At 32.2% G+C, this 23544-nt stretch carries 22 protein-coding genes, 1 pseudogene and 1 riboswitch; of the genes and pseudogenes, 11 read left to right on the forward strand and 12 right to left on the reverse strand.

Going from position 1 to position 23544, the window contains the following annotated elements; genetic code table 11:
* The first annotated feature begins 3 nt into the window (after positions 1 to 3).
* The 3 genes and pseudogenes from ACN0WY_RS02345 to ACN0WY_RS02355 form a co-directional block, all read left to right on the forward strand.
* On the forward strand, positions 4 to 759 hold the full coding sequence (locus ACN0WY_RS02345; protein ID WP_417799431.1) for a DJ-1/PfpI family protein: 756 nt from the start codon (positions 4 to 6) through the stop codon (positions 757 to 759).
* A gap of 111 nt (positions 760 to 870) precedes the next feature.
* Positions 871 to 1058, forward strand: a riboswitch (cobalamin riboswitch).
* Positions 1059 to 1243: 185 nt separating this feature from the next.
* On the forward strand, positions 1244 to 3568 hold the full coding sequence (metE, locus tag ACN0WY_RS02350) for a 5-methyltetrahydropteroyltriglutamate--homocysteine S-methyltransferase (RefSeq protein WP_417799432.1): 2325 nt from the start codon (positions 1244 to 1246) through the stop codon (positions 3566 to 3568).
* A 65-nt stretch (positions 3569 to 3633) separates the two neighbouring features.
* Positions 3634 to 4014 (forward strand): annotated as a pseudogene (locus ACN0WY_RS02355) (acyl-CoA thioesterase); the annotation flags it as partial.
* A gap of 86 nt (positions 4015 to 4100) precedes the next feature.
* On the opposite strand, the gene ACN0WY_RS02360 reads toward ACN0WY_RS02355, so the two are convergent.
* The 4 genes from ACN0WY_RS02360 to ACN0WY_RS02375 form a co-directional block, all read right to left on the reverse strand.
* On the reverse strand, positions 4101 to 4820 hold the full coding sequence (locus ACN0WY_RS02360; RefSeq protein WP_417799433.1) for a tRNA1(Val) (adenine(37)-N6)-methyltransferase: 720 nt from the start codon (positions 4818 to 4820) through the stop codon (positions 4101 to 4103).
* Between the two features lie 216 nt (positions 4821 to 5036).
* Positions 5037 to 5696: a tRNA (5-methylaminomethyl-2-thiouridine)(34)-methyltransferase MnmD gene (mnmD, locus tag ACN0WY_RS02365; protein WP_417799480.1), complete on the reverse strand. Its 660-nt coding sequence runs from the start codon at positions 5694 to 5696 to the stop codon at positions 5037 to 5039.
* Positions 5697 to 5703: 7 nt separating this feature from the next.
* Positions 5704 to 6123, reverse strand: coding sequence for a hypothetical protein (locus ACN0WY_RS02370; protein ID WP_330487571.1), 420 nt, complete (start codon positions 6121 to 6123; stop codon positions 5704 to 5706).
* Positions 6123 to 6635: a DUF4920 domain-containing protein gene (locus ACN0WY_RS02375; RefSeq protein WP_330487572.1), complete on the reverse strand. Its 513-nt coding sequence runs from the start codon at positions 6633 to 6635 to the stop codon at positions 6123 to 6125. The genes ACN0WY_RS02370 and ACN0WY_RS02375 overlap by 1 nt, the downstream gene beginning before the upstream one ends.
* Positions 6636 to 6755: 120 nt before the next feature.
* On the opposite strand from ACN0WY_RS02375, the gene ACN0WY_RS02380 reads away from it, so the two are divergent.
* Both ACN0WY_RS02380 and ACN0WY_RS02385 read left to right on the forward strand, forming a co-directional pair.
* Positions 6756 to 7805, forward strand: a complete 1050-nt coding sequence (locus tag ACN0WY_RS02380; protein WP_417799434.1) for a branched-chain amino acid aminotransferase — start codon at positions 6756 to 6758, stop codon at positions 7803 to 7805.
* 67 nt (positions 7806 to 7872) lie between these two features.
* Positions 7873 to 8808, forward strand: coding sequence for a TlpA family protein disulfide reductase (locus ACN0WY_RS02385; protein WP_417799435.1), 936 nt, complete (start codon positions 7873 to 7875; stop codon positions 8806 to 8808).
* Positions 8809 to 8854: 46 nt separating this feature from the next.
* On the opposite strand, the gene ACN0WY_RS02390 is transcribed toward ACN0WY_RS02385, so the two are convergent.
* Genes ACN0WY_RS02390 through ACN0WY_RS02400 form a run of 3 tightly spaced genes read right to left on the reverse strand, consistent with a single transcriptional unit; the run spans position 8855 to position 10663 of the window.
* Positions 8855 to 9241, reverse strand: coding sequence for a nucleoside triphosphate pyrophosphohydrolase family protein (locus ACN0WY_RS02390; protein ID WP_330487575.1), 387 nt, complete (start codon positions 9239 to 9241; stop codon positions 8855 to 8857).
* 10 nt (positions 9242 to 9251) lie between these two features.
* Positions 9252 to 9932, reverse strand: a complete 681-nt coding sequence (locus tag ACN0WY_RS02395) for an HAD family hydrolase (protein WP_417799436.1) — start codon at positions 9930 to 9932, stop codon at positions 9252 to 9254.
* Entirely contained in the window at positions 9932 to 10663 is a 732-nt protein-coding gene (locus tag ACN0WY_RS02400; RefSeq protein WP_417799437.1) for an SDR family NAD(P)-dependent oxidoreductase, read from the reverse strand. The genes ACN0WY_RS02395 and ACN0WY_RS02400 overlap by 1 nt, the downstream gene beginning before the upstream one ends.
* A gap of 39 nt (positions 10664 to 10702) precedes the next feature.
* On the opposite strand from ACN0WY_RS02400, the gene ACN0WY_RS02405 reads away from it, so the two are divergent.
* On the forward strand, positions 10703 to 10915 hold the full coding sequence (locus ACN0WY_RS02405) for a hypothetical protein (protein ID WP_299009581.1): 213 nt from the start codon (positions 10703 to 10705) through the stop codon (positions 10913 to 10915).
* Between the two features lie 2 nt (positions 10916 to 10917).
* Here the strand turns inward: ACN0WY_RS02405 and ACN0WY_RS02410 are convergent, their stop codons facing one another.
* The 3 genes from ACN0WY_RS02410 to ACN0WY_RS02420 form a co-directional block, all read right to left on the reverse strand.
* Positions 10918 to 11838 (reverse strand): ion channel, encoded by a 921-nt coding sequence (locus ACN0WY_RS02410; RefSeq protein ID WP_417799438.1) that lies wholly within the window; start codon positions 11836 to 11838, stop codon positions 10918 to 10920.
* Positions 11839 to 11925: 87 nt separating this feature from the next.
* A complete protein-coding gene (locus ACN0WY_RS02415; RefSeq protein ID WP_330487579.1) occupies positions 11926 to 13959 on the reverse strand; it encodes a dipeptidyl-peptidase 3 family protein in 2034 nt (677 codons plus the stop codon).
* 46 nt (positions 13960 to 14005) lie between these two features.
* Positions 14006 to 14566: a DNA-3-methyladenine glycosylase I gene (locus tag ACN0WY_RS02420; RefSeq protein WP_330487580.1), complete on the reverse strand. Its 561-nt coding sequence runs from the start codon at positions 14564 to 14566 to the stop codon at positions 14006 to 14008.
* Positions 14567 to 14665: 99 nt separating this feature from the next.
* On the opposite strand from ACN0WY_RS02420, the gene ACN0WY_RS02425 reads away from it, so the two are divergent.
* Both ACN0WY_RS02425 and sppA read left to right on the forward strand, forming a co-directional pair.
* Positions 14666 to 15100 (forward strand): DUF6146 family protein, encoded by a 435-nt coding sequence (locus ACN0WY_RS02425; RefSeq protein WP_330487581.1) that lies wholly within the window; start codon positions 14666 to 14668, stop codon positions 15098 to 15100.
* Positions 15101 to 15165: 65 nt separating this feature from the next.
* Entirely contained in the window at positions 15166 to 16911 is a 1746-nt protein-coding gene (gene sppA, locus ACN0WY_RS02430) for a signal peptide peptidase SppA (protein ID WP_417799439.1), read from the forward strand.
* A 55-nt stretch (positions 16912 to 16966) separates the two neighbouring features.
* Here the strand turns inward: sppA and ACN0WY_RS02435 are convergent, their stop codons facing one another.
* A complete protein-coding gene (locus tag ACN0WY_RS02435) occupies positions 16967 to 17731 on the reverse strand; it encodes a hypothetical protein (protein WP_417799440.1) in 765 nt (254 codons plus the stop codon).
* Positions 17732 to 17973: 242 nt separating this feature from the next.
* Positions 17974 to 19227, reverse strand: coding sequence for a methionine adenosyltransferase (gene metK, locus ACN0WY_RS02440; protein WP_330487584.1), 1254 nt, complete (start codon positions 19225 to 19227; stop codon positions 17974 to 17976).
* A 318-nt stretch (positions 19228 to 19545) separates the two neighbouring features.
* Between metK and trxA the strand changes: the two genes are divergently transcribed.
* The 3 genes from trxA to ACN0WY_RS02455 all read left to right on the forward strand — a co-directional run bounded on the left by trxA (position 19546) and on the right by ACN0WY_RS02455 (position 23499).
* Positions 19546 to 19863 carry a thioredoxin gene (gene trxA, locus ACN0WY_RS02445; protein WP_125068953.1) on the forward strand — a complete coding sequence of 106 codons (318 nt, stop codon included), beginning with the start codon at positions 19546 to 19548 and terminating at the stop codon, positions 19861 to 19863.
* 76 nt (positions 19864 to 19939) lie between these two features.
* Entirely contained in the window at positions 19940 to 22510 is a 2571-nt protein-coding gene (locus ACN0WY_RS02450; protein WP_417799441.1) for a M1 family metallopeptidase, read from the forward strand.
* A gap of 68 nt (positions 22511 to 22578) precedes the next feature.
* Positions 22579 to 23499, forward strand: coding sequence for a DUF58 domain-containing protein (locus ACN0WY_RS02455; RefSeq protein WP_330487586.1), 921 nt, complete (start codon positions 22579 to 22581; stop codon positions 23497 to 23499).
* Positions 23500 to 23544: the final 45 nt, after the last annotated feature.

A 23544-nucleotide genomic window follows, 5' to 3' on the forward strand; every position in this document is an offset into this window, starting at 1 on the left:
CGCATGAAAAATTTAAGCATTGTAACACTACTAATTTTTACAATTATTACTGTTAGTTGTAATTCAGAAAAATCGAAAACAGATAACAAAACTGAAGAAGTTGAACAAGTTATATCTCCAACTGACACCCTAACTAAACACCTAAAACCTTTTAATCCCGATCTACCAACAATTGGACTTTTAATGTTTAACGGAGTTTTACAAGGAGAAGTTATAGCAACGTCAGATGTTTTTGGTAAAGTAGACAAAGATGGTAAACAACTTTTTAATGTAGTAGCAATAGCTGAGACTCCTAAACCCATTACTACCGAAGAAGGAATGCATTTTGTTCCTGATTATACTTTTGACAACTGTCCTAAGCTAACAGCTTTATTTGTACCAAGCGCTTACGATATGTATGCTCAAGTACATAATAATAAAGTGGTAAATTTTATAAAAACAAAAAATCAAGAAACCCAATACACTGTTAGTAATTGTGCTGGGGCAAATTTAATTGGTAAATCAGGTATAGCAGATGGTCATAAAATTGTAACATGGATTGGTGGTGGTGAACAACTACAAAAAGACTATCCAAATTTAAAAGTGCAAAACGACAGCTTGGTGACTTTTGTTAAGGACGGTAAGTTTTTATCTTCAAACGGAAATTTAGCTAGTTATATTTCAGCATTGGAGCTTCTTGAAATTATGACAAATACAGAACACAGAAAATTTATTGAAAGTTACTTATACCTAGATCAACTTAAAAAATGGGAACAGTAAACATTCACTATCATTGCTCTTTTTCAAACATAAGCATCAATTAATTGATGCTTTTTTTATGCTCTTTTCTCAAAAAATAATACCTACATTTACCCCGATAAGTTCTTTACATACTTCATCAACCGAAAAGGTTTTACTTAGCTGTAGATTAATAGGGAATCGTGTGCAAATCACGAACTGTCGCGCAACTGTAAGTAACACACCAAAAGTTTTTATCCTAGCATATCCACTGCCAAAAGCGGGAAGGATGATAAAAGCTGTTATAAGTCAGGAGACCTGCCTATTCGGATATTGACAATGCTTTCGCGATTTGAAGCTTTTGGGTCATACCGATGTTATATTTTAACGCACACTTTCTTTTATAGAATGCCGTGCTTGTTTTGGTATACCATTATTTTTCCTCAAACATCTTATCGTTTTTAGCATTGCGAAGCATCTAAAAGAGCTTTTAAATTATTGTTTAATTATAAAAGTTTAAAAGAAAATGCAAACGCACATTCTTGGCTATCCGCGTATTGGTAGCAACAGAGAACTCAAAAAAGCCTGCGAGCAATATTGGTCGGGCAAAACTAGTTTACAGGAACTTCTTGAAACAGGAAGAAACATCTGTCAACAAAACTGGGAAACACAGCAAAAAGCAGGCATAGACCTCATTCCTTGTAATGATTTTTCTTATTACGATCAGGTGTTAGATATGACACTTACTGTTGGTGCAGTTCCTAAACGTTACAATGAAGTAGCTTTAAAAACTTCAAACTCTGAACTGGATCTTTACTTTGCTATGGCAAGAGGATATCAAAAAGATAACCTTGATATTACTGCTATGGAAATGACCAAATGGTTTGACACCAATTACCATTATATCGTTCCTGAATTTTATAGAGATCAAGAGTTTAAACTGTTTTCCAACAAAATTGTTAATGAGTTTGTCGGGGCAAAACAAGCGGGAATTAATGCCAAACCTGTAATTATTGGTTTGGTTAGCTACCTTCTTTTAGGAAAAGAAAAAGAAGAAGGTTTTGACAAATTAGATTTGGCCTCAAAACTACTTCCTGTGTATCTTGAAATTCTACAAGAGCTTCAAACACATGGCGCTGAGTGGATTCAGTTTGACGAACCTTTCTTAGCATTAGACTTGAGTGAAAAAACTAAAGAAACCTATCAATTTATCTATAATGAGATTAGAAAAAAGTTCCCTAAACTACAATTTATAGTGACTACCTATTTTGAAGGACTAAAAGATAACCTTTCGTTGGCCAATATTCTCCCTATAGATGCACTACATATCGACTTAGTTCGCTGCGAAGAACAATTAGATGATGTATTGAACACATTTACTGAAAACAAAATTTTATCATTAGGTATTGTAGATGGTAGAAATATTTGGAAGAATGATTTTGAAAAGTCCTTGCAACTTATTCAAAAAGCTACTGATAAATTGGGCTCTGACAGAGTTTTTATAGCTCCTTCTTGTTCCTTATTACATTCCCCATGTGATTTAGACTTAGAGACATCTTTAGACGGCCAAATTAAACAATGGCTTGCCTTCGCTAAACAAAAACTTACCGAAGTAAGCTTATTAAAAAAGTTATCTAAAAGCACTAGTGATAAAAGTGTTTTAAATGCTTTTGAAGAAAACAAAAAAGCTATTGAAAACAGAAAATCTTCAACATTAATTCATCATAACGATGTAAAACTGCGTGTTGATGCCGTTACTAAATTAGATTCTCAAAGAAAAAATGACTTTTCAGTTCGTCAAGAAGCACAAAATAAAGTATTGAATTTACCACTATTCCCTACCACTACCATTGGCTCCTTCCCTCAAACCAAAGAAGTAAGAAGCTGGAGGGTTCAGTATAAAAAAGGAAATTTAAGTAGTAAAGAATATAAATACTTACTTAAAAAGGAAACTCAAAAGACCATTCAATGGCAAGAAAAAATAGGTCTTGACGTATTAGTTCATGGTGAATATGAACGAAACGACATGGTAGAGTATTTTGGTGAGCAACTTGCTGGGGTTACTTTCACTAAAAAAGGTTGGGTTCAAAGTTATGGTAGTCGTTGTGTAAAACCTCCTATCATTTATGGCGATGTTTACCGACCTCATCCAATGACTGTTTACTGGTCGCAATACGCGCAATCTTTAACTGACAAATGGGTTAAAGGAATGCTTACAGGCCCTGTTACCATTTTACAATGGTCTTTTGTGCGTGACGATCAACCTCGTAGCATTACTTGTAAACAAATTGCACTGGCTATACGTGATGAAGTTAAAGATCTAGAAAATGCTGGTATTCGAGTTATTCAAATTGACGAACCTGCTATAAGAGAAGGACTTCCTCTTCGAAAATCAGGTTGGAATGATTATCTAAAATGGGCTGTAGAAGCTTTTAAAATTTCATCATGTGGTGTAGATGACGCTACTCAAATACATACACATATGTGTTATTCAGAGTTTAATGACATTATTCAAAACATTGCTGATATGGATGCCGATGTGATTACTATTGAATGTTCACGCTCTCAAATGGAGCTATTGAATGCCTTTGCCGATTTCAAATACCCGAACGAAATTGGTCCTGGAGTTTACGATATCCATTCACCAAGAGTTCCTTCAAAAGAAGAAATGGTTGAGTTACTACAAAAAGCACAAAAAGTTATTCCAGCTTCTCAACTTTGGGTAAATCCGGATTGCGGTTTGAAAACCAGACATTGGGACGAAACAGAAAAAGCATTACTCGCTATGGTTTCCGCTGCAAAAGAAGCTTCATTAAGCTACAGTACTAACACCTTAGAAACTGTAAACTAATAATGGTTTAAAAAGTGCCTGAATACTATCATGTTCAGGCACTAATCATACTAAAGAAATAAAAAATGACCACAGAAGAAAAAATAACTCAATCTGAAACACGAATTTTCAAAGCCGTATTTCCAAATACAACCAATCATTATGATACACTGTTCGGAGGAACTGCCATGCAATTAATGGATGAAGTTGCTTTTATTACTGCAACACGATTTTGCAGACAAAAAGTAGTTACTGTAAGTAGTGATAAAATTGATTTTAAAAAACCCATTCCAGCTGGAACTATTATTGAATTAATTGGACGAGTGAGTTATATAGGTAATAAAAGTTTACAAGTTACTGTTAAAATTTTCACTGAACACATGTATTCGCATCACAGAGAAAAAGCCATTGAAGGGGAGTTTACCTTTGTAGCAATTGATGAAAACAAAAATCCTATTGCAGTAATAAAAAATAGCGCTGAAGAGCTACATTACTCACAACAAGAATATCTTAAAACTAAACAGAAATTTTGATAATATAACCTCATAACAGGTTACATCTTTAAATAAAAATCTTTCGTCAAATTAATATAGGCATCAGTATACTGGTGCCTTTGTGTTTCTATAATTAATTCTTCTTCTTGTATAGAACTTTCAGTAAACGACAGCTCTAATAAACTACGCTTGGTTTCAGTAGTAGGAGTTCCTTTTACTCGGCAAACTCTGTTTAAGTATAAATTATACTTCTTAGCTAGTTCGATAAAACTTTCTTCTTCTTTAAATGGGATAATGGTTGAAAATCTTCCATTTTCAGATAAAATTTCACCCACTCCTTTTAACAACTCTTTAAAAGACAATGAACTCGTAAATCGTGCTTTATTTCTCGCAACATCTTCTGTTTCGTAATTATCGGTATAAAATGGTGGGTTGGATACAATTATATCATACTCTTCTTCTTCCTCAGACATTTCTGCTGCAAATTCCACAAAAGAAGCATTGTAACAAAAGAGTCTATCCCCCCAATCTGATTGCTCAAAATTCTCTACAGTTTGTTCATAAGCATCTCCATCCACCTCTACTGCATCAATCGTCATGGCATCACTTCGTTGTGCTAACATTAATGAAATAACACCTGTACCAGAACCAACATCTAGCATTGTATCTGGATAATCTCCTAAATTACACCATGCACCTAACAATACTGCATCGGTACCAACTTTCATTGCAGTTTTATCTTGATGTACCGCAAACTCTTTAAATTGAAATGGTTTCATTTATAAAAATCTCCCAAGAATTTTTTCTGCATTGAAAAATAAATACAATACAACAATTAATAAAATCACTAAGAATACCCCTCTTTTAGGATTTCCTTTTTTTCGATTACCGAAACGTCTTTTAAACTCCATTTGTTTGTTTTCTAATTTCTATATTAATTACGTAAAATATTATTTCCTAACTTTTGTTCTCGTAACATTTAGCTACGCTGAATATTACTCGCCTACTTTCGTAGCTCGTAACATTTCTCTTTTCCCTGGAGGCCCAGGTAAACGTTCCACCTCAAAACCTACTGCTTGCATTGCTCGTCGTACACTTCCCTTTGCTGAATAGGTTACTAAAACCCCTTCTGGTTTTAACGCAGCAAACATAATTTTAAAAATATCTTCCGTCCATAAATCGGGTTGTACTCTTGCTCCAAAAGCATCAAAATAAATTAAATCGAAGTAATTCTCATCGGTAATTTCGGCAAAAAATTGCTTGCGTTTAGTCAATGAAAAATTAGGAGTAATCTTGTGCTTTTCTTCCCAAGAAACTTCGTGAATTTTATCAAAAAGGTCTTGTTTATCACCTGCCTCTAACTCCGTAACATAATTCAATTTTACTACTTCTTCCTTGGCTACTGGATAAGCTTCAACACCAACGTAATCAATATTTATATCTGCTTCTAAAAGCGTAATAAAACAATTGAGTCCTGTACCAAAACCTATTTCTAAAATAGAAACACTTTTGGTATCTACATATTTTAGTCCATTTCTAATAAATACATGATAGGCTTCTTGTATTGCTCCGTGTTTAGAATGATATTGTTCATTCCATTCGGGTAAATGAATGGTGGTGGAACCATCGGACGTTATGATAATTTCTCGTTTGATAACTAAACTATTTAATCAGTAACTTTTTAATTCTTGGTATTGGCCCTGTGCAAGTTGTTTTATGACAAGCAATGCAACTGTTTACTGCTTGGTTAAAATTTTGTTTTAAAGAATCTTTTGATCCCGAATATACTCGCTGTAAATTTTGAATATACTGTTTTGAAAAAGCTTCAAAACTTACATTCCTATCTGCTGGATCCGTTAAAACAGCAGTATGAATATTCAGATAAGTTTCTGGAAAATCACCTATAGATGCTCCTTCTAAAATCTTATTCTTAATGGTCATATTTCCTTCGTACATAGCATTCATTAAAGCTGCCATTTCGGAAGATTGATACATAATAAGTTCCTCTTTTGGTTCTTTTTTTTCCTCTTTACAAGAAAAAAACACCAAAGACATCAATAAAACAACAATTAATTGTTTCATTATTTCTTCATTAATACTCCATCTGCTTCAAAAGCATAGGTGTATTTTGGTTCTGTAATGTTTGCTATTTCTTCTTCAGATTTTCCTGCATCCTTAGCATAATGTTGTAATTCATCTACAGAAATCTCAGTAACAAAAGCTTTACCATTTACTACCACTTCTTTATGATCTGCATTTAAAGGCATGAAGAAACCGTAATCTTTAAAACGTACCATTGATTCTTCTTCTTTTCCTAAATCTAACTTCATCCAACATCCTTTTTTCTTACATACTTCATTTATTGTTGAAGCAAATTTTATATTCAAGGTATCTCCCTTTTTTAAACTTTTGAATTTAGCTCGCATTTCTTCAGCAGAAATAGCATCGATATCTGTAATCTCATTTCCAAACGATGCATACGCTATTTTTTGTTCTTTAGTAGTGCTTATAGTAGATGTCTCATCTTTCTTTTCAACTTTACAAGCTACAAACCCTATACTTAAAACCGTAGCAAAAACCAATAGTCTTTTCATTTTCAAAAATTTAAAATTAACATTCAACAAATATACTTATATTTCCCTAAGCAAGGAGCTAGACTCAAAATATACCACTAGATTTTGTATCTTCGTAGCACTTCTAAAAACAACAACACAATGAATATTGATATTGAGCTTATACAAGAGTCAAAAATAGACACCGTAGATTTTAATAATTTAACTTTTGGTCGCACTTTTACTGACCACATGTTAGTTTGTGACTTTGCCAACGGAGAATGGAAAACACCTAAAATTATGCCTTATGGACCTTTATTGTTTGAGCCTTCGGCCAGAGTTTTTCATTACGGGCAAGCTGTTTTTGAGGGAATGAAAGCTTACAAGGATGATAATGATGAGGTGTTTTTATTTCGTCTAGATGAGAATTTTCATAGAATTAATACATCTGGCGCTCGTTTAGCAATGCCTCCAGTTCCTGAAAATGTATTTTTTGAAGGGTTAAAAAAGCTGCTTGAAATAGATGATGCATGGATTAAGAAAGGAATTGGAAATTCATTATACATCCGTCCGTTTATTATTGCTTCTGAAGGTGCCATTGCTGCGTCTCCTGCTGAAGAGTATAAATTTATAATTATTTGTTCACCTGCTCAGTCATATTACGCTGGTGAAGTAAGAGTTATTTTTGCTGAAGAGTACAGTCGTTCTGCTGATGGTGGTGTTGGTTTTGCTAAAGCCGCTGGTAACTATGCAGCTCAATTTTACCCTACTAGTTTAGCGCATAAGGAAGGCTATCAACAAATTGTTTGGACTGATGCCAACACTCATGAATACCTTGAGGAAGCAGGAACAATGAATATCTTTTTTAGAATAGGAGACAAACTTGTAACCGCTCCAACCAATGATCGTATTTTAGATGGGGTTACTCGTAAATCGATTATTCAACTTGCTAAAGATTACAAAATAGCTATTGAGGTAAGAAGAGTTTCTGTTGCTGAAATTAAAGAGGCCGCAAGACAAGGTGAACTAAAAGAAATCTTCGGTTCTGGTACAGCAGCTGTTATAAACCCTATAAAAGGTTTTAAACATCAAAATGATACTTTTGAACTGCCTGAGATAAGTGATTCTTATGCCTATTTCTTTAAAGACAAACTACTTAACATTCAGTATAACAAGTTAGAAGACAAGCACAACTGGAGAGTTAAAATTTAATCGTTTCATTAAAAAAAGCTATATTAGTGAACAGAATTAAGTTATTTTAACAAAAAATTCTAAAGAAATGAGAGATATTATACCTACTTTATTATCAATAGGAGTTGGTTTTGCTATTTCATTTTTTGGATTAGATTTTTATTCTGATTCATTAAAAAATGAAAACAAAATCATAGCCCAAAGCAATGAGGTTACTGCTCCTATAGAAACTGTAGAAACCTCTTCGAAAGAAGAAGTACTTCCTAAACCTGTTAGTGAAAATGACATGCCTAAGGAAGCTATGACTGCTGAAGAACCTTCAACTGGAGCCACCTCTATAGAGGTTGAAGATATTCAAAAAAGCTTTGATAATTGGGAGGCTTACACAAAAGAAAACATTGATTTGATGGCTACTTTTACGCCTTTAGACAATGAAGGAACAGCTATGGAGAAAGGGATCTTTTTAACGCTACTTCGCACAGGTGCATACATCCCTATCAAGTCTGAAAAAGATGGCAAACTACAATATCAACTAACAAATATTGATGAATCTGCAGATGAAAAAATTAAGAAATCAATTGTTAGTAAAGCTTCAATAGCCCATCAGTATTTTAAAATGGAAGGTAAAAAACTTCCCAATTACAATTTTGTTGATTTAAAAGGAAAAGCTCATAATAAAGCAGATACAAAAGGAAAATTACTCGTATTAAAATGCTGGTTTATTACCTGTAAGGTATGTGTTGAAGAGTTTCCTGAACTAAATGAATTGGTTGATAAATATAAGGATGACAAAATAGAGTTTGTTAGCTTGGCTTTTGATAAAAAAAATGAACTTGTTGAGTTTTTAGAAACTAAAGAGTTTAAATACCCAACCATTCCTGAACAAAAGGATTATATGGCGAAAAAGCTAAAAGTAAAACAATACCCTACTCATTTAATTGTAGATGCTAATGGTGTTATTATTAAAATGGTTAGTAATGTTAAAACATTAACATCAGAATTAAAAAGAATTATGGGTAAATAAATAGAAAAACAAAATGTAAAAAAAGCTCCTCAATAAGGAGCTTTTTTTATTTATCTAAAATTTCTTTAATGTTTGGCTTAAAGTAATTAGGTCCTTTCAACACTTTGCCATCTTCACGATAAATTGGCTTACCGTCTTCTCCTAACTTGCTCATATTACTTCGTTGAATTTCATTGAATACTTCTTCTATTTTATGTTGCATTCCATGTTCTATGATAGTTCCACATAAAATATACAGCATATCTCCTAAAGCATCTGCTACCTCAACCAAATCATTATTTTGAGCAGCCTCTAAATATTCTTCATTCTCTTCTTTCATTAAATTATAACGAAGTAAATTTCTTTCTTCACCTATGTTAGCTGTGGGTTTATTTTTAATTCCTAACCCGAATGCACTATGAAATTCATGTACTGCTTCAATTCTTTTTTTCATTCTATATGACTTATGTGATTTGTAATTCTGTTTTTACTTTTTGAAAATTAAATTGTGTCCAATCTTGAATATGACTCTTAATTCCTTCTTCTTTAAAATCTGATAAATTTTTATTTCTGATACCTAAAAAATTAACTCCTACGTTTTTTGCAGTTCTTAAATCCCAAATACCATCCCCTACCGAAATAATATTTTTAAATTCTTCTACTTGAAAATAACTTTTTGCTTTTTGAATTGCCGAGTTTACAATTTCTTCTCTTGTGAATAAATTATTTGATGCTTCTACTAAATTCGGAACAAAATTTATACCTGCTTGTTCTAATTTAATTAATGCTGGTTTTAACAGTGATCCGGTTGCAAAACAAATGGCATAATCAGTTTCTTTCATAAAAAAATCGACGACTTCTCCTGCACCTTGTATTTCTTCGGTTTTTGTTAAAGACAATAGTAGTTCCGTCATTTTTTCTTCAAACTCAGGAATAAAAGAAAAACTAAAAGTTGTATTAAAATTAACTTCATAGTTTCTTTTTAAAATATAACTATCCGTCATGTTTTTATAACTTTTCCAGTCTTGGTTTACTTTAGTTATTCCAAAACTTTTCATTGCCTCTACATACGCTTCTTGATGTTGATTTTCACTTTTAGTTAGTGTGTCATCAATATCAAACACTATTAAGTTTTCTTTCTTCATTATGTTGCCATTTTTAAAACTCTTGCTGGTACTATTTTTAATACCCAAGCTATTAACCTCCATCTTTTTGAGATATAAGCTACTCGTTTTTTTCGTTTTATTGCTGCATAAATTTGATTAACTGCTTTTTCTAAAGGAACCATCCAAAAAACGCCATCACCTAATGCCATTGCGGTATCAACAAACCCCGGACGGATATCTGTAATAAAAACTTTTTTTGTTTTAATAGATTTTGTTTTGATATACAGGCTCTCTAAATACGCTTTTTGATATGCTTTAGAAGAGAAATAATCTGGTGCTGCTCTATTTCCACGTAGTGAAGCGATAGAAGAAATACCGACTAAATGACCAAAACCTTGTTTTTTAAATAACTTATAAGCTAAAGCATAAAGTTTTGTTACTCCTAAAACATTCGTGTTTATAGTTTGCTCTTGTTTATCCCAATTCAACTTTGGGTTTACAAACCCCACTCCTGAAGATTGTATCACCAAATGAACTTCTCCTAATTCATTTACGAACTCATTAAACACTTTCTCTACCTCTTCAACTTGCTGAATGTCATTTTGTTTGGCGAGTATTTGGTTCGAATATTTCCCCTTTAACTCTTCTAGTTTTTCGAGTCTTCTCCCCGTTACCGCTACAATATAATTTTCTTGTATTAGTTTTTCTACAAGTCCTTTTCCAATACCAGAAGTACCTCCAAAAATAATTGCTGTTTTAGTTTTCTCCATTCTAAAATCATTCTTTAACTTTGCTAAAAATACAATTTTATGTTTATACTTATTGCTGCTAAAATGTTTACTACAGGCAGAATCATTTTTGCGAGTTTATTTGTTATAGCTTTTATTATTTTGATGTTTTTTAGCTACAAAAAGGATGCTAAAAACAACAAGAAATACTATCAAAATGCAGCTATTTATGTAGCTATAGGAATTGCAGTAGTAATTGCACTGTTATTCTTGTCGAAACTACTAACGAAGTAATTCTAATTTATTTTTGATATTTCACTTAACCTAGAGTGATCTAATACGGTATTACCTGCTTCATCAAAATAAAACGATGACGTATATTTCACATCTACTTCAAGAGAAGAAAAATTGTACGAAGTAATTTGATATACTTTTTGCCCGAAAGATTCTTCATGATATTGCATTAAAACATAAAGAATTCCATCTAACTTACTTAGTTCTTTATTTGAATATTTATATAACGGACTTTTCTCATCTATTTCATGTACAACTGTCCAAACAGTTGGTAAATACATAATTTTATTCCTTTCCAATGCTAGTTCATAAAATTGTCGTTTGTATTCTCCTTTAGATGCTTTCTCTGAAATCGATAAGGTTACTGTTATTTCAGGTTCTATCATTACTGTTTTTCGGCGATTCATTAACCGAAACATTAAAGCTCTATGATCTTTAAAATCTCTTAAAATTAAATTTTCACTAAAACGAATAGCTGCTTTTGCTTTTGAAAAACGCCCATACAACAATCCTGTAATAAATGAAAAACTCAACAAACCTATCATAGCTTCGAAAGCTGCAATAACATTTGCTGCAATACCTTTAGGGGCAATCCCTCCATACCCTACCGTTGTTAGGGTTTGTGCACTAAAGAAAAATCCATTTAAAAGATCGTCTAAAAAATTTCCTTTTGAAAGTGTTATTTGTTCTATCCCTATAAACACATATACAAATGCAAAAAGAATATTTAATAATGAATACCCAATGAGGATAAATGCAAAAAATTGCCACCACGGTAATTCTATAAAAAAAGTATACAAATCATCAGCCCCAAACTTTCTATTGGCATGCACTACGTTAGAAGTACCATCTGCGTTAATTACACTTTGTGCATTACGACTTGAACCATAACCTAAACCAGGGTCTTTTACTTTTTTTGCCATGTATCATTTATTAATCTCTCTAAAAGTACAAAACCGATTCTAATTAGAATCGGTTTTGATTTTTTACTATTGCTAAAACGGAGCTTCTTAATTTTTAACAGGTAAGAAGTTATAATTTTTAGCATAGAATTTCATTTGCTCTTCAAATGTTTCTGCTTGTTTAACTGTAATATCTGTAATATTTCCGTCAGCATCGGTCACTGGTTCTAATACTGGATTTACAAATCCACTATAAGGAGCAGATGTAAACTGAGCATTACGATCTAAAACTTCTTTATGAATATCTTGATCTACTTTTACTCCATAACCTTCTACTAATGCTTTTGCCGCTTCAAAATCTCCTTCTGATTTAATTCTTTGTGCTTCTTTTAATAAACGACCAAAAATCTCACGAAGCTTTTCGTAATCATTGATATTATAAAACGTTTTTCCATCTCTGGTAACTTTTTCAATTACATTATCTTTCGCTCCTTGTTCAAAAGCCCACGCTGAAACCCATTGACGGTTTACCATATGATCTTCTTCAATATCATCTCCTAAGTTAATTCTGATTAACTGCGTCATTAATCCGTTTCTGATATATCCATCATAAGCAGCTTTGCCTACTTTTTGCCAATCATCAACTAAACCTAATTCTTGTAACTTAGGATCCATTAAGTAATACAAACCAACTAAATCTGCTCTACCCTCTTCCATTGTAGAAGCGTAGTTTTTCAAAGTTTCTTTTGGTTGCCCTATACCGTCATTAATAACCCCAGAAGCATGACCAATTACCTCGTGTAATGCTGTGTGTAATTTATCAGCTAGCTTACCATATTTAATCTCTAAATCGATTTCTTCTTGATCATTCGCAAATTCTTTTAAACGTCCAGTTCCTCCAGCATTGTTATAAGAACCTATAATATTTCCTAACGATACCGATTTAGAACCGTGTTGTTGACGAATCCAGTTATTGTTCGGTAAGTTCACTCCAATTGGTGTACTTGGAGATGCATCTCCTGCTTCACCAGCGACATTTACTGTTTTATACGAAACTCCTACCACATCTTTCTTTTTGTGAGTTGGATCTAATGGAGAATTATCTTCAAACCATTGAGCGTTGTCTGATAATACTTTCATCTTTTTAGACATATCGAAGTCTTTGATCTGTACAATTGTTTCGTACGAACCTCTGTACCCTTTAGGATCATTATATACTTCAATAAAACCATTAATCCAATCAATATTTCCTTCGGTAGATTCTACCCAAGCAATTGCATATTCGTCCCAAGTATGTAAATCTCCTGTTTTATAGTATTCGATTAACAGCTCTAATGTTTTTGCTTGCTTTTCGTTTTCTGCTACTTCTTTAGCTTTTTCTAACCAATAAACAATTTTATCGATTGCTTGCCCGTACATTCCACCAGACTTCCAAACTTTCTCCACTAATTTTCCTTCCTCACGAACTAACTTCGAGTTTAATCCAGCCTCAATTGGTTGTCCTTCTGGGCCTTTATCAGCTTTAGCATAAAAATCTTCTACATCTTTACTTGTAATATCTGCTCCGTAAAAGTTTACTGCTGATGCTAATACATTATCTACCCCAGCTTTTTTGTTTACTTTTTTAGCATCTTTATCATTAAAAATAACGTCTAATGCTTCCGTAGATAACTCAGTATTAGTTTCTTTTAACAACGTTTCTAAATACTCTTTAGAAAAGGTAGGTTTTAACTTATCGTTAGAATAATGGTGGTGGATTCCGTTTGAAAACCATACTCTTTTTAAATAAGTAGTGAATGCTTTAAAATCTTCACTTTCCTTATCTCCTTTAAAGTTATTATGAATGTTTTCTAAAGCAGCTCTAATTTCAAGATTGTGACGGTAGTTTTGATCCCACATAATATCACGCCCAGATAAACCAGCTTGTGTTAAATAGTACACTAATTTTTTTTCTTTTAGTGTTAACTCATCAAACCCAGGAATTTGATAACGTAACACTTTTATATCAGCAAATTGCTCAACAACATATTCAAACTCTTTTGCCTTTTTTTCTACTACTTTAGGCTCTTTTTTTGCATCTACACCACAAGAAGTTAATACTCCTGCTGCTGCAAATGCACAAAGCATTTGTTTTAGTTTCATTTATATAGTTTTAAATTTATTTTTTTGAATGCTAAAATTACGAAATTTAAACTTCATGATATCGAAAACAGTCGGTTGTATGGTCGTTTACCATTCCCGTCGCTTGCATATGTGCATAAATTACAGTTGAGCCAACAAACTTAAACCCACGTTTTTTTAAATCTTTTGAAATCGCATCTGAAAGTTCTGTTGTTGCTGGTACTTCTTCTCTCTTTTCAAACTTGTTTACTATCGGCTTTCCGTTAGTAAAATCCCAAATGTATTTTGAAAACGTCCCAAACTCTTCTTGCACCTTCATAAAAGCCTGAGCATTAGTTATAGTAGCTTTTATCTTCAGCTTATTCCTTATAATTCCAGCATCCAAAAGCAATTCTTCATATTTATTTTCAGAGTATTTTGCTATTTTTTTATAGTCGAAATTATCAAATGCTTTTCTAAAGTTTTCTCTTTTCTTTAAAACTGTAATCCAACTTAAACCTGCTTGGAAGGTTTCTAATATTAAAAACTCAAACAATTTATCATCATCATATACGGGCACTCCCCACTCATGATCATGATACTCAATATATAATGGGTCATCACTAACCCAAAAACACCTTTTCTTCATTTTCTATTATTTAATGCTGAAAATTACTGTTAAACAAGTTAAAAATCAATTAAAAACGGAATAATTTTTGCACTTTTATAATTACAAATCATACTGATTATGAAAACCTTACAACACATTATATTTCTTAGTATTATCGGAGTTTTGTTATGGTCTTGTAGTTCTACTCCTATAAAAAATGCTTCAAACACTCAACAAAAAGAGGAACCTGTTGTAATTGCTAATGACAGTTTAGAGTATGAAATTATAATTATTGACCCTGGTTTTACTGCCTATTTAAACAGCATTGCTAAACCAGAAGGCTTTTACTCACAACAATACCTAGAAAATAAAAACCGGTTGTATGTAAACACATGGAATTATCGAGCTAGAAACCCTCTACAATTTAATTCAACCATTTATGAAAACGTAATCGACTACGGTTCGCATATTGATTATGGTTACGAAGTAAACTATAAATTGTTTAATTATTTTGAGTTTGCTCAACGAAAATACCGCATAAACTTAGGGATTGGTATAAATCGTTGGAACTAGCAATCTCATCATAAAAAGCGTCTTTCGAAAAACTGTATATTTGCTCAAAAAATTAACCATACAACATGAATTTTTTAAGAAATTTGCTCGCCTCGATTCTAGGCTTTTTCACTGCCCTATTTTTACTGTTTGTTTTCTTTTTTGTAATTGCTTCTTTTATTGGAGCTGAAGAGAAAATTGTTGTCAAATCAAACTCGGTTTTAGAATTAGATTTATCAACTCCTATTAAAGATTATGCCCCGAAAGAAAACAATCCTATTGCAGAAGCTCTGGAGTTAACAGATGAAAAGTTAGCTTTAAATAAAATTATCAATGCTATTGAGAATGCTAAAACTGACAATAAAATAAAAGGAATAAGTATTAAAACAGCCTTTATAAATGCTGGTATTGCGCAAACACAAGCTATTAGAAACAAAATTGAAGAGTTCAAAGAGAGTGGTAAATTTGTGTACGCTTACAATGATATTTATACTCAAAAAAATTACTACTTAAGTTCTGTTGCCGATAGTTTATTCTTAAACCCAGTAGGCGCTATTGACTTTAGAGGATTATCTACCGAAATTTTATATTTTAAAGACTTTGAAGACAAATATGGTATTAAAATGGAAGTAGTACGCCATGGAAAATACAAAAGTGCTGTTGAGCCATTTTTAGAAAATAAAATGAGTGATGCAAATCGTGAGCAAACTACTTCATTTTTAAAATCTATTTGGTCAGAAATCACTGAAGATATTAGTAAAAGTAGAAACATTTCTATTGAAAAACTAAATCTTATTGCTGATAATTCTAACGGAAGAAATGCTGAAATAGCTTTAAAAAATAACCTTATTGATGCTTCTATTTATGAGGATGAATATCAAGAAAAACTAGCAGGGAGTTCTGATGAAAAAACAAACACCATTTCTATTAAAGACTACATAAACTCAGGAAAAGGAAGAATTTCTTCAACTTCTAAAGATAAAATTGCTGTAATATACGCACAGGGAGATATTATCTACGGAGAAGGAAGCGAAGACTATATCGGACAAGGAATTATTAATAAAGCGATTAAAAAAGCTAGAAAAGATGATAATGTAAAAGCTATTGTACTTCGCGTAAATTCACCTGGAGGTAGTGCTTTAGCCTCTGAATTAATTTGGCGCGAATTGGAATTGACTAAAAAAGAAAAACCTTTAGTAGTTTCTATGGGTAATTTAGCTGCTTCTGGTGGTTATTATATTGCTTGTAATGCCGATAAAATTGTTGCAGAGCCTACAACAATTACAGGATCGATTGGAGTTTTTGGTGCCATTCCTAACTTTAGTCAATTTACCGATAATATTGGTATTAATGCAGAGCAAGTATCTACTAACAACAGTGCTTCTTATAGTGTTTTTGAGCCGATGAACCAGAAATTTTACGATGTAACTAAAGAAGGCGTTGAACAAATCTACACTACTTTTGTTAACCGTGTTTCTGCAGGGCGTAACATGACTTTTGAGCAAGTAAACGAAATTGCACAAGGTAGGGTTTGGACTGGTAAAGAAGCTATTGAAAATGGGTTAGTTGACCAACTAGGTGGATTAAATGATGCCATTAAAGCTGCCGCTGAATTAGCAGAAGTTCAAAATTTTAGAGTTCGTAATTACCCTAATTACAAAACTGACTTAAAAGAGGCTCTAAAATTCTCTCCATTTATGAAAGCTTCAAAAGAAGAAATACTTAAAGAAACTTTAGGTGATGAAAACTACCAATTATACCATAATATTCACAAAATGAAAAACCTAAAAGGAATTCAAGCTAGAATACCTTTTGTATTTCAAGTGAAATAAAATCAAAAAAAAACCTCGACAATGTCGAGGTTTTTTTTTGATTTTATAGTTTAGTTTATTCATAGCTATAAGTAGCATTTATAGCAATTGATTCCTTACTACCAACAGCTAACCCTTTCCCCGTTAAAGGATACCCATCTGAATCATAAGTATACTCTACAGTTAAGGTACCTACAACGTTATCATCCGCATCTTTATAAATAACCTTCGTTACGTTATTTAATGCTAATAATTTCCTAGCTTTTATTATTTCTGAAGCTTGAGGGTTTACACCGAAACTAACATCAACACCATCTAAAATTTCTATAACTCCTGCGGCTTCTAAAGTAGAAAAATACATATTTGGCTTATTGTCATAAAACATTTCAGCGGTATAACTTTCAATAACATTCATTTCAGTTTCCCAGTCATAAACCTCTACTTGAAATAAAACTTTACTAGGATTTTTGTTAGAATCATATTCTAATGTTATTCCTGTTTCATAAATATTATATGGTGATTGATACAACTCCTCTATTGAAAGACTTTCTGAAGGATCGCTATCTGCAGTTACTTTGATAGTACTCCCATCATTGTTATAGTTTATTAAAGTAGCGTCTGTTCCATTTGTTCCAGAAATACTTACCAATTCTTTTTCAGCATTATACATAAACTGAGTAGTAATTGTTTCATTTTCTTGGTTTGTCGCTGCAACAGTTTTTAATCTTTTCTTTTTAGCTTCTCCGTTAACTTCATCAAAATCGTCTGAAGCAGAGCTATTACATGAGGTTAATAATGCCACTCCTAATCCAATAGCAAAAACATACTTTAATTTTTTCATTTTTTGTGATTTTTAATGAACTTATTTTTATTTTTTAAGTAAAAACTAAGCATTCCTCTTACATAAAGTTTTTAAGACAATAAAAAATGAGTAAAAGAAAAAACAGCAATTTTTAGCAATTTGAAAAATATAAAAACAAGTTCGGTTCATATTGTTTTTAAATTTCACACAAAAATAGCTGTATAAAAAAATACCTGCAATAAAAATTACAGGTATTTTTCACTATGTTTTTGTTTCGTTTATTACAAACCGAAACTCTCTTTTACTTTAGACACATAATCTAATTTCTCCCAAGTAAACAATTCAACTTCTATTGTTTTACTTTCTCCATTAGGTTGTGTAAATGTTTTAGAAACTACTTCATTTTTTCTTCCCATATGTCCATAAGCTGCAGTTTCGCTATACATTGGATTACGTAACTTTAAACGATCTTCAATAGCATGTGGACGCATATCAAAAATTTCAGAAACTTTTTGAGCTATTTCACCATCAGTTAAACCAACTTTTGATGTTCCGTAAGTATCCACAAAAATTCCCATTGGCTCTACTACCCCGATCGCATACGATACTTGTACTAGCACCTCATCGGCAACTCCAGCAGCTACTAAATTCTTTGCTATATGTCGTGTTGCGTAAGCAGCAGAACGATCTACCTTACTCGGATCTTTTCCAGAGAATGCTCCACCACCGTGTGCTCCTTTTCCTCCATAGGTATCTACAATAATCTTACGACCTGTTAATCCAGTATCTCCGTGTGGTCCTCCAATTACAAACTTTCCTGTTGGGTTGATATGGTACTTGATATCATCATTAAACAATGCTTGAATTTCTGGAGTTAACTGTGCTTTAACTCTAGGAATTAAAACCTCAACAATATCTTTTCTAATTTTTGCTAACATTGTTTCGTCATCAGCAAAATCATCGTGCTGTGTAGAAACAACAATTGCTTCAATACGTTGTGGTACATTATCATCAGAATACTCAATAGTTACCTGACTTTTAGCATCTGGACGTAGATAAGTTATCTCTTTATTCTCTCTTCGAATTGCTGCTAATTCTTTTAAAATTATGTGCGACAAGTCTAACGCTAATGGCATGTAATGCTCTGTTTCGTTCGTTGCATACCCAAACATCATTCCTTGGTCTCCTGCTCCTTGCTCTTCTTTAGACGCTCTATCTACCCCACGGTTAATATCATCTGACTGCTCGTGAATTGCAGACAATACTCCACAAGAGTTCCCGTCAAACATATACTCACCTTTCGTGTATCCAATTTTATTAATTACCTCACGAGCAATTTTTTGAACATCTAAGTAAGTAGAAGACTTTACTTCTCCTGCTAATACAACCTGACCAGTGGTTACCAATGTTTCACATGCTACTTTAGAATCTGAATCAAAAGCTAAAAAATTATCTATCAAAGCATCAGATATTTGATCTGCTACCTTATCTGGATGTCCTTCAGAAACACTTTCTGAAGTAAAAAAATATGACATAAATACTTCTTTTTAAAATTTAACTAAAAGGAAAACTTGGATTGCTGAGTCGCTAAAAGGAGTAGAAAATTACTGCTTTAGCATTTTTATTCTGAACCTTGGTTCAATGAGGTTGCAATCAGTCAAATTTTTCCTCAAAAAATATTCGACAAAGTTATCAATTATTTTACACACTTAAAAACAAACTTACAAGTAAATAGAAAGTATTGATATTATGATAATAAAAAGTAATTTCTGTACAATTGTATTGGTAAAATATTTGTTTACATTTGTAAGTGAATAAACAAGAAAATAACTTTAGATAAAAACATAAATAAAATGGCATTAGAAATTACAGATGCTTCTTTTGAAGAAGTAGTATTAAAATCTGACAAACCAGTATTAGTAGATTTTTGGGCAGCTTGGTGTGGACCTTGTAGAATGGTATCTCCTATCGTTGATGAAATCAGTAGCGAGTATGAAGGAAAAGCTGTAGTTGGTAAAGTAGATGTAGATGCAAATCAAGAATTTGCTGCTAAATACGGGGTAAGAAACATTCCTACCGTATTAATTTTTAAGAATGGTGAAGTTGTTGACAAGCAAGTAGGTGCTGCTCCTAAAAAAGCATATACTGATAAAATTGATGCTGCTTTATAACATACAAATAGTCTTTTAATTTGAAATAATAAAAAAGGTTTGGCAATTGCCAAACCTTTTTTATTATTTTGAGCTAATGAACAAACAACTAAACTCCATGTATAAATACCTCCTATTTTTTTGTTTACTTTTAAGTATCGCTTGTAAAAAAGAGCAAAATCAACTTCCAAAAATTACTCCTGGCATTTCTTTAGAACTTGCTCAGTTTAGAAAGCAACAAATATCTAACGTAGTATACAAACTTCATTTTTCAATTCCTTCACAAAAGGAAAATGCTATTCCTTCAGTACTTGAAATTAGTTTCGACCTTACCAATGCTGAAAACGATTTAATTTTAGATTTTAATGAGAAAACAAATCATTTAAAAAAAATACAAGTCAATGCCATAAATACCCCTATAATACATACTAAAGAGCATATTATTATTGATAAAAACTTATTAAAATCGGGGAAAAACATTATTGACATAAATTTTGATGCTGGAGAACTTTCATTAAACAGAAACAAAGAATATTTATATACGCTATTAGTTCCTGATAGGGCTAGCACTTTATTCCCTTGTTTCGATCAACCTAATATTAAAGCTCTTTACAATCTTACTATAACTGCCCCCAAAGACTGGAAAGTTTTATGTGGTGCTTTTGAAAAACAGCAACTAGAAAAAGGTGATTTTATTGAACATCAATTTAAACAGACAGATAAAATGAGTACGTACCTATTTTCTTTTGTCGCTGGTAAATTTAAGGAAAACAATACCAATCCTGGTGCTTTTAACATGCGCTTGTTATATAGAGAATCAGATAGTATAAAAATTAAAGAAAGTTTAGCTACAATTTTTAACACACATCAAAATTCTTTAGCCTTTTTAGAAGACTATACTCTGTATAAATTTCCGTTTCAAAAAATGGACTTTGCTACGCTACCTCCTTTTCAATACGGTGGAATGGAACACACAGGAGCAATACAATATAGAGAAAGCTCTCTTTTTTTGGACGAAAATGCAACACAAACTCGCAAGTTAAATCGGGCTAAATTAATTGCTCATGAAACTTCTCATATGTGGTTTGGTAATTTGGTAACCATGCGTTGGTTTAATGATGTTTGGATGAAAGAAGTCTTTGCCAACTTTATGGCTGACAAAATTATGAACCCTGTGTTTCCAGATATAAACCACAATTTAGGTTTTATGATGTCTCACTATCCGAGCGCCTATTCTGAAGACCGGACCAAAGGTTCAAACCCTATTAGACAACCCTTAGACAACTTGAAAAATGCAGGGGCTTTATACGGGCGCATCATTTATAACAAAGCCCCTATAATGATGCGTCAACTCGAACTTTTACTGGGTAAAGAAAACTTTCAGAAAGGAACGCAACACTACATTGCTACCTACGCTAATGACAATGCAGACTGGAACGATTTGGTCGCTATTTTTAACGATTTGTCTCCTAAAGACATTACACAATGGAGTCAGGTTTGGGTAAACTCTCCTAGTCGTCCAATAATTTCTGATGCTATTAGTTATAATGACGGAAAAATAAACGCTTTTAACATCTATCAAAAGGCAGAAGACAAGTCCAACAATATATGGGAACAATCTTTTTCTATTGGTTTAGTTTATGAAGATGAAATAAAAACAATTCATGTTAACCTAAACAAGCAAGAAAATACTATCAACGAAGCAATTGGTTTCCCCAAACCTAAAGATATTATTTATAACTATACTGGTTTGGGCTACGGAATTTTTCCTTTAAACACAATCGACATTCATTTAATTAAAGACGATGTTGCAAGAGGGCATTCTTATATAAACCTTTACGAAAACATGCTTCACGGTAATATTACCCCTTTGAATACTTTTAACTTATTTTTAAAAGGAATTCAATCTGAAAAAAACGAATTAATTGTTAACTATTTATCTGGAGGTATTACTGCCATTTTTTGGAAGTTTTTATCAAAAGATCAACACAATGAGCTTTTAAACACTACTGAAAGTGCCGTTTTTGAATTGCTTCAAACAGAGCTTCCCAAGAATATTAAAAAAACACTGTTTAACCTATACAGTAATCTTGCCTATAATGAAAATGGAAAAGAGAATCTATTTCAATTATGGAATAAAACTCTTGTAATAGACAACTTAACTTTAAATGAAACTGATTTAACTAAGCTGGTAACGAAGCTTTCTATCTACAAACATGTTAAATCAGAAGAAATAAATAAGCAGCAACTTGAAAACATTACAAATAAAGACAAAAAAGAACGCTTTTTATGGTTGCTTCCAGCGTTATCTAATAATGAAAAGTTAAGAGATGATTTTATGCTTTCATTAAAAGAAGCCAAAAATCGTGAAAAAGAATCTTGGGTAGAAGCTGCCTTAACTGCTATACATCACCCTTTGCGTCAACAATCTTCAATCAAGCACCTTAAACTCTGCTTAAGTTTATTAGAAGAAGTACAACTTACAGGGGACATTTTTTTTCCTAAAAACTGGTTAACGAGCTCTCTTGGAAACTACACTTCCAAAGAAGCTAACGCAATTGTGCAAGAATTTTTAAACAATCATAAAAACTACAATCCTATTTTATTGAAAAAATTATTAATTGTAGTAGATGATATGGACAGAGTCCAACATACAATTAAACGATAAACCAATTTCTTTTTTTATTATACAAAAGGTTTGGCTATTGCTAAACCTTTTGTTATTTTCGATACTGTATGATTGATTTAAACAGTACTACTTCAAGAATAAACAACCTAGAGCTACTTGCTAAACAAGTGGTAGAAGGTTTTATCACAGGTATGCATAAAAGTCCGTTTCACGGATTTTCAGTTGAATTTTCTGAACACAAGCTATACAATAAAGGTGAAAGCACTCGCCATATAGATTGGAAGTTGTTTGCTAAAACAGAAAAGTTGTATACCAAGAAATACGAAGAAGAAACAAATCTTAGATGTCATTTAATTGTCGACAATTCTGCTTCTATGCATTATCCTATAAGTAAGAATCAATCAATAGATGATTTAAATAAAATTGGTTTTTCTGTTGTAGCTGCGGCTTCATTAATGGATATTTTAAAACGACAACGAGATGCTGTTGGATTAAGTATCTATTCAGATACCTATGAATACTATGCTCCTGAGAAAGGAAGTGAACGTCACCGCAAAATGCTTTTAAATCAATTAGAGCTGTTATTATCTTCTAAATCAAATACCACAACAGAAACCTATCAATACTTACATGAAATAGCTGAAAAAATTCATAGAAGATCTTTGATTTTCTTATTTACAGATATGTTTCAGACTCGTAAAAATGAAGAAGAGCTTTTGAACGCTTTACGACATTTAAAATTTAACAAACATGAAGTAATCTTATTCCATACCTACGATAAGAAAACAGAATTTTTGTTTGATTTCGACAATACTCCCAAAAAATTTGTGGATGTTGAAACTGGCGAAGAAATAAATTTATACGCAAAAAACGTACAACAAAAATACCAAGAACTAAGCAGCTCCTACTTCAATAACCTAAAAAACAAATGCTTACAATACAAGATTGATTATGTTCCTGTAGCTATAAATGAGGACTATGATAAAGTCCTTAGCTCTTATCTTATCAGTAGACAGAATTTTTTATAAAATAACTCTTTTTTATTTAAAAAAAGGTTATATATTTGCATCCGC

Origin of the sequence: Tenacibaculum sp., assembly GCF_048269885.1 — a bacterium.
In the GTDB taxonomy this organism is placed as follows: domain Bacteria; phylum Bacteroidota; class Bacteroidia; order Flavobacteriales; family Flavobacteriaceae; genus Polaribacter.

Coding starts and splice junctions, on each gene's coding strand:
- ACN0WY_RS02385 (WP_417799435.1), top strand. CDS start 7,873: ATGAGAGATATTATACCTACTTTATTATCAATAGGAGTTGGTTTTGCT.
- ACN0WY_RS02455 (WP_330487586.1), top strand. CDS start 22,579: ATGATTGATTTAAACAGTACTACTTCAAGAATAAACAACCTAGAGCTA.
- ACN0WY_RS02450 (WP_417799441.1), top strand. CDS start 19,940: ATGAACAAACAACTAAACTCCATGTATAAATACCTCCTATTTTTTTGT.
- ACN0WY_RS02395 (WP_417799436.1), bottom strand. CDS start 9,932: ATGAAGAAAGAAAACTTAATAGTGTTTGATATTGATGACACACTAACT.
- ACN0WY_RS02380 (WP_417799434.1), top strand. CDS start 6,756: ATGAATATTGATATTGAGCTTATACAAGAGTCAAAAATAGACACCGTA.
- ACN0WY_RS02410 (WP_417799438.1), bottom strand. CDS start 11,838: ATGGCAAAAAAAGTAAAAGACCCTGGTTTAGGTTATGGTTCAAGTCGT.
- ACN0WY_RS02415 (WP_330487579.1), bottom strand. CDS start 13,959: ATGAAACTAAAACAAATGCTTTGTGCATTTGCAGCAGCAGGAGTATTA.
- ACN0WY_RS02435 (WP_417799440.1), bottom strand. CDS start 17,731: ATGAAAAAATTAAAGTATGTTTTTGCTATTGGATTAGGAGTGGCATTA.
- trxA (WP_125068953.1), top strand. CDS start 19,546: ATGGCATTAGAAATTACAGATGCTTCTTTTGAAGAAGTAGTATTAAAA.
- ACN0WY_RS02400 (WP_417799437.1), bottom strand. CDS start 10,663: ATGGAGAAAACTAAAACAGCAATTATTTTTGGAGGTACTTCTGGTATT.
- ACN0WY_RS02360 (WP_417799433.1), bottom strand. CDS start 4,820: ATGAAACCATTTCAATTTAAAGAGTTTGCGGTACATCAAGATAAAACT.
- ACN0WY_RS02375 (WP_330487572.1), bottom strand. CDS start 6,635: ATGAAAAGACTATTGGTTTTTGCTACGGTTTTAAGTATAGGGTTTGTA.
- ACN0WY_RS02390 (WP_330487575.1), bottom strand. CDS start 9,241: ATGAAAAAAAGAATTGAAGCAGTACATGAATTTCATAGTGCATTCGGG.
- metK (WP_330487584.1), bottom strand. CDS start 19,227: ATGTCATATTTTTTTACTTCAGAAAGTGTTTCTGAAGGACATCCAGAT.
- ACN0WY_RS02345 (WP_417799431.1), top strand. CDS start 4: ATGAAAAATTTAAGCATTGTAACACTACTAATTTTTACAATTATTACT.
- ACN0WY_RS02370 (WP_330487571.1), bottom strand. CDS start 6,123: ATGAAACAATTAATTGTTGTTTTATTGATGTCTTTGGTGTTTTTTTCT.
- metE (WP_417799432.1), top strand. CDS start 1,244: ATGCAAACGCACATTCTTGGCTATCCGCGTATTGGTAGCAACAGAGAA.
- sppA (WP_417799439.1), top strand. CDS start 15,166: ATGAATTTTTTAAGAAATTTGCTCGCCTCGATTCTAGGCTTTTTCACT.
- ACN0WY_RS02425 (WP_330487581.1), top strand. CDS start 14,666: ATGAAAACCTTACAACACATTATATTTCTTAGTATTATCGGAGTTTTG.
- ACN0WY_RS02405 (WP_299009581.1), top strand. CDS start 10,703: ATGTTTATACTTATTGCTGCTAAAATGTTTACTACAGGCAGAATCATT.
- ACN0WY_RS02420 (WP_330487580.1), bottom strand. CDS start 14,566: ATGAAGAAAAGGTGTTTTTGGGTTAGTGATGACCCATTATATATTGAG.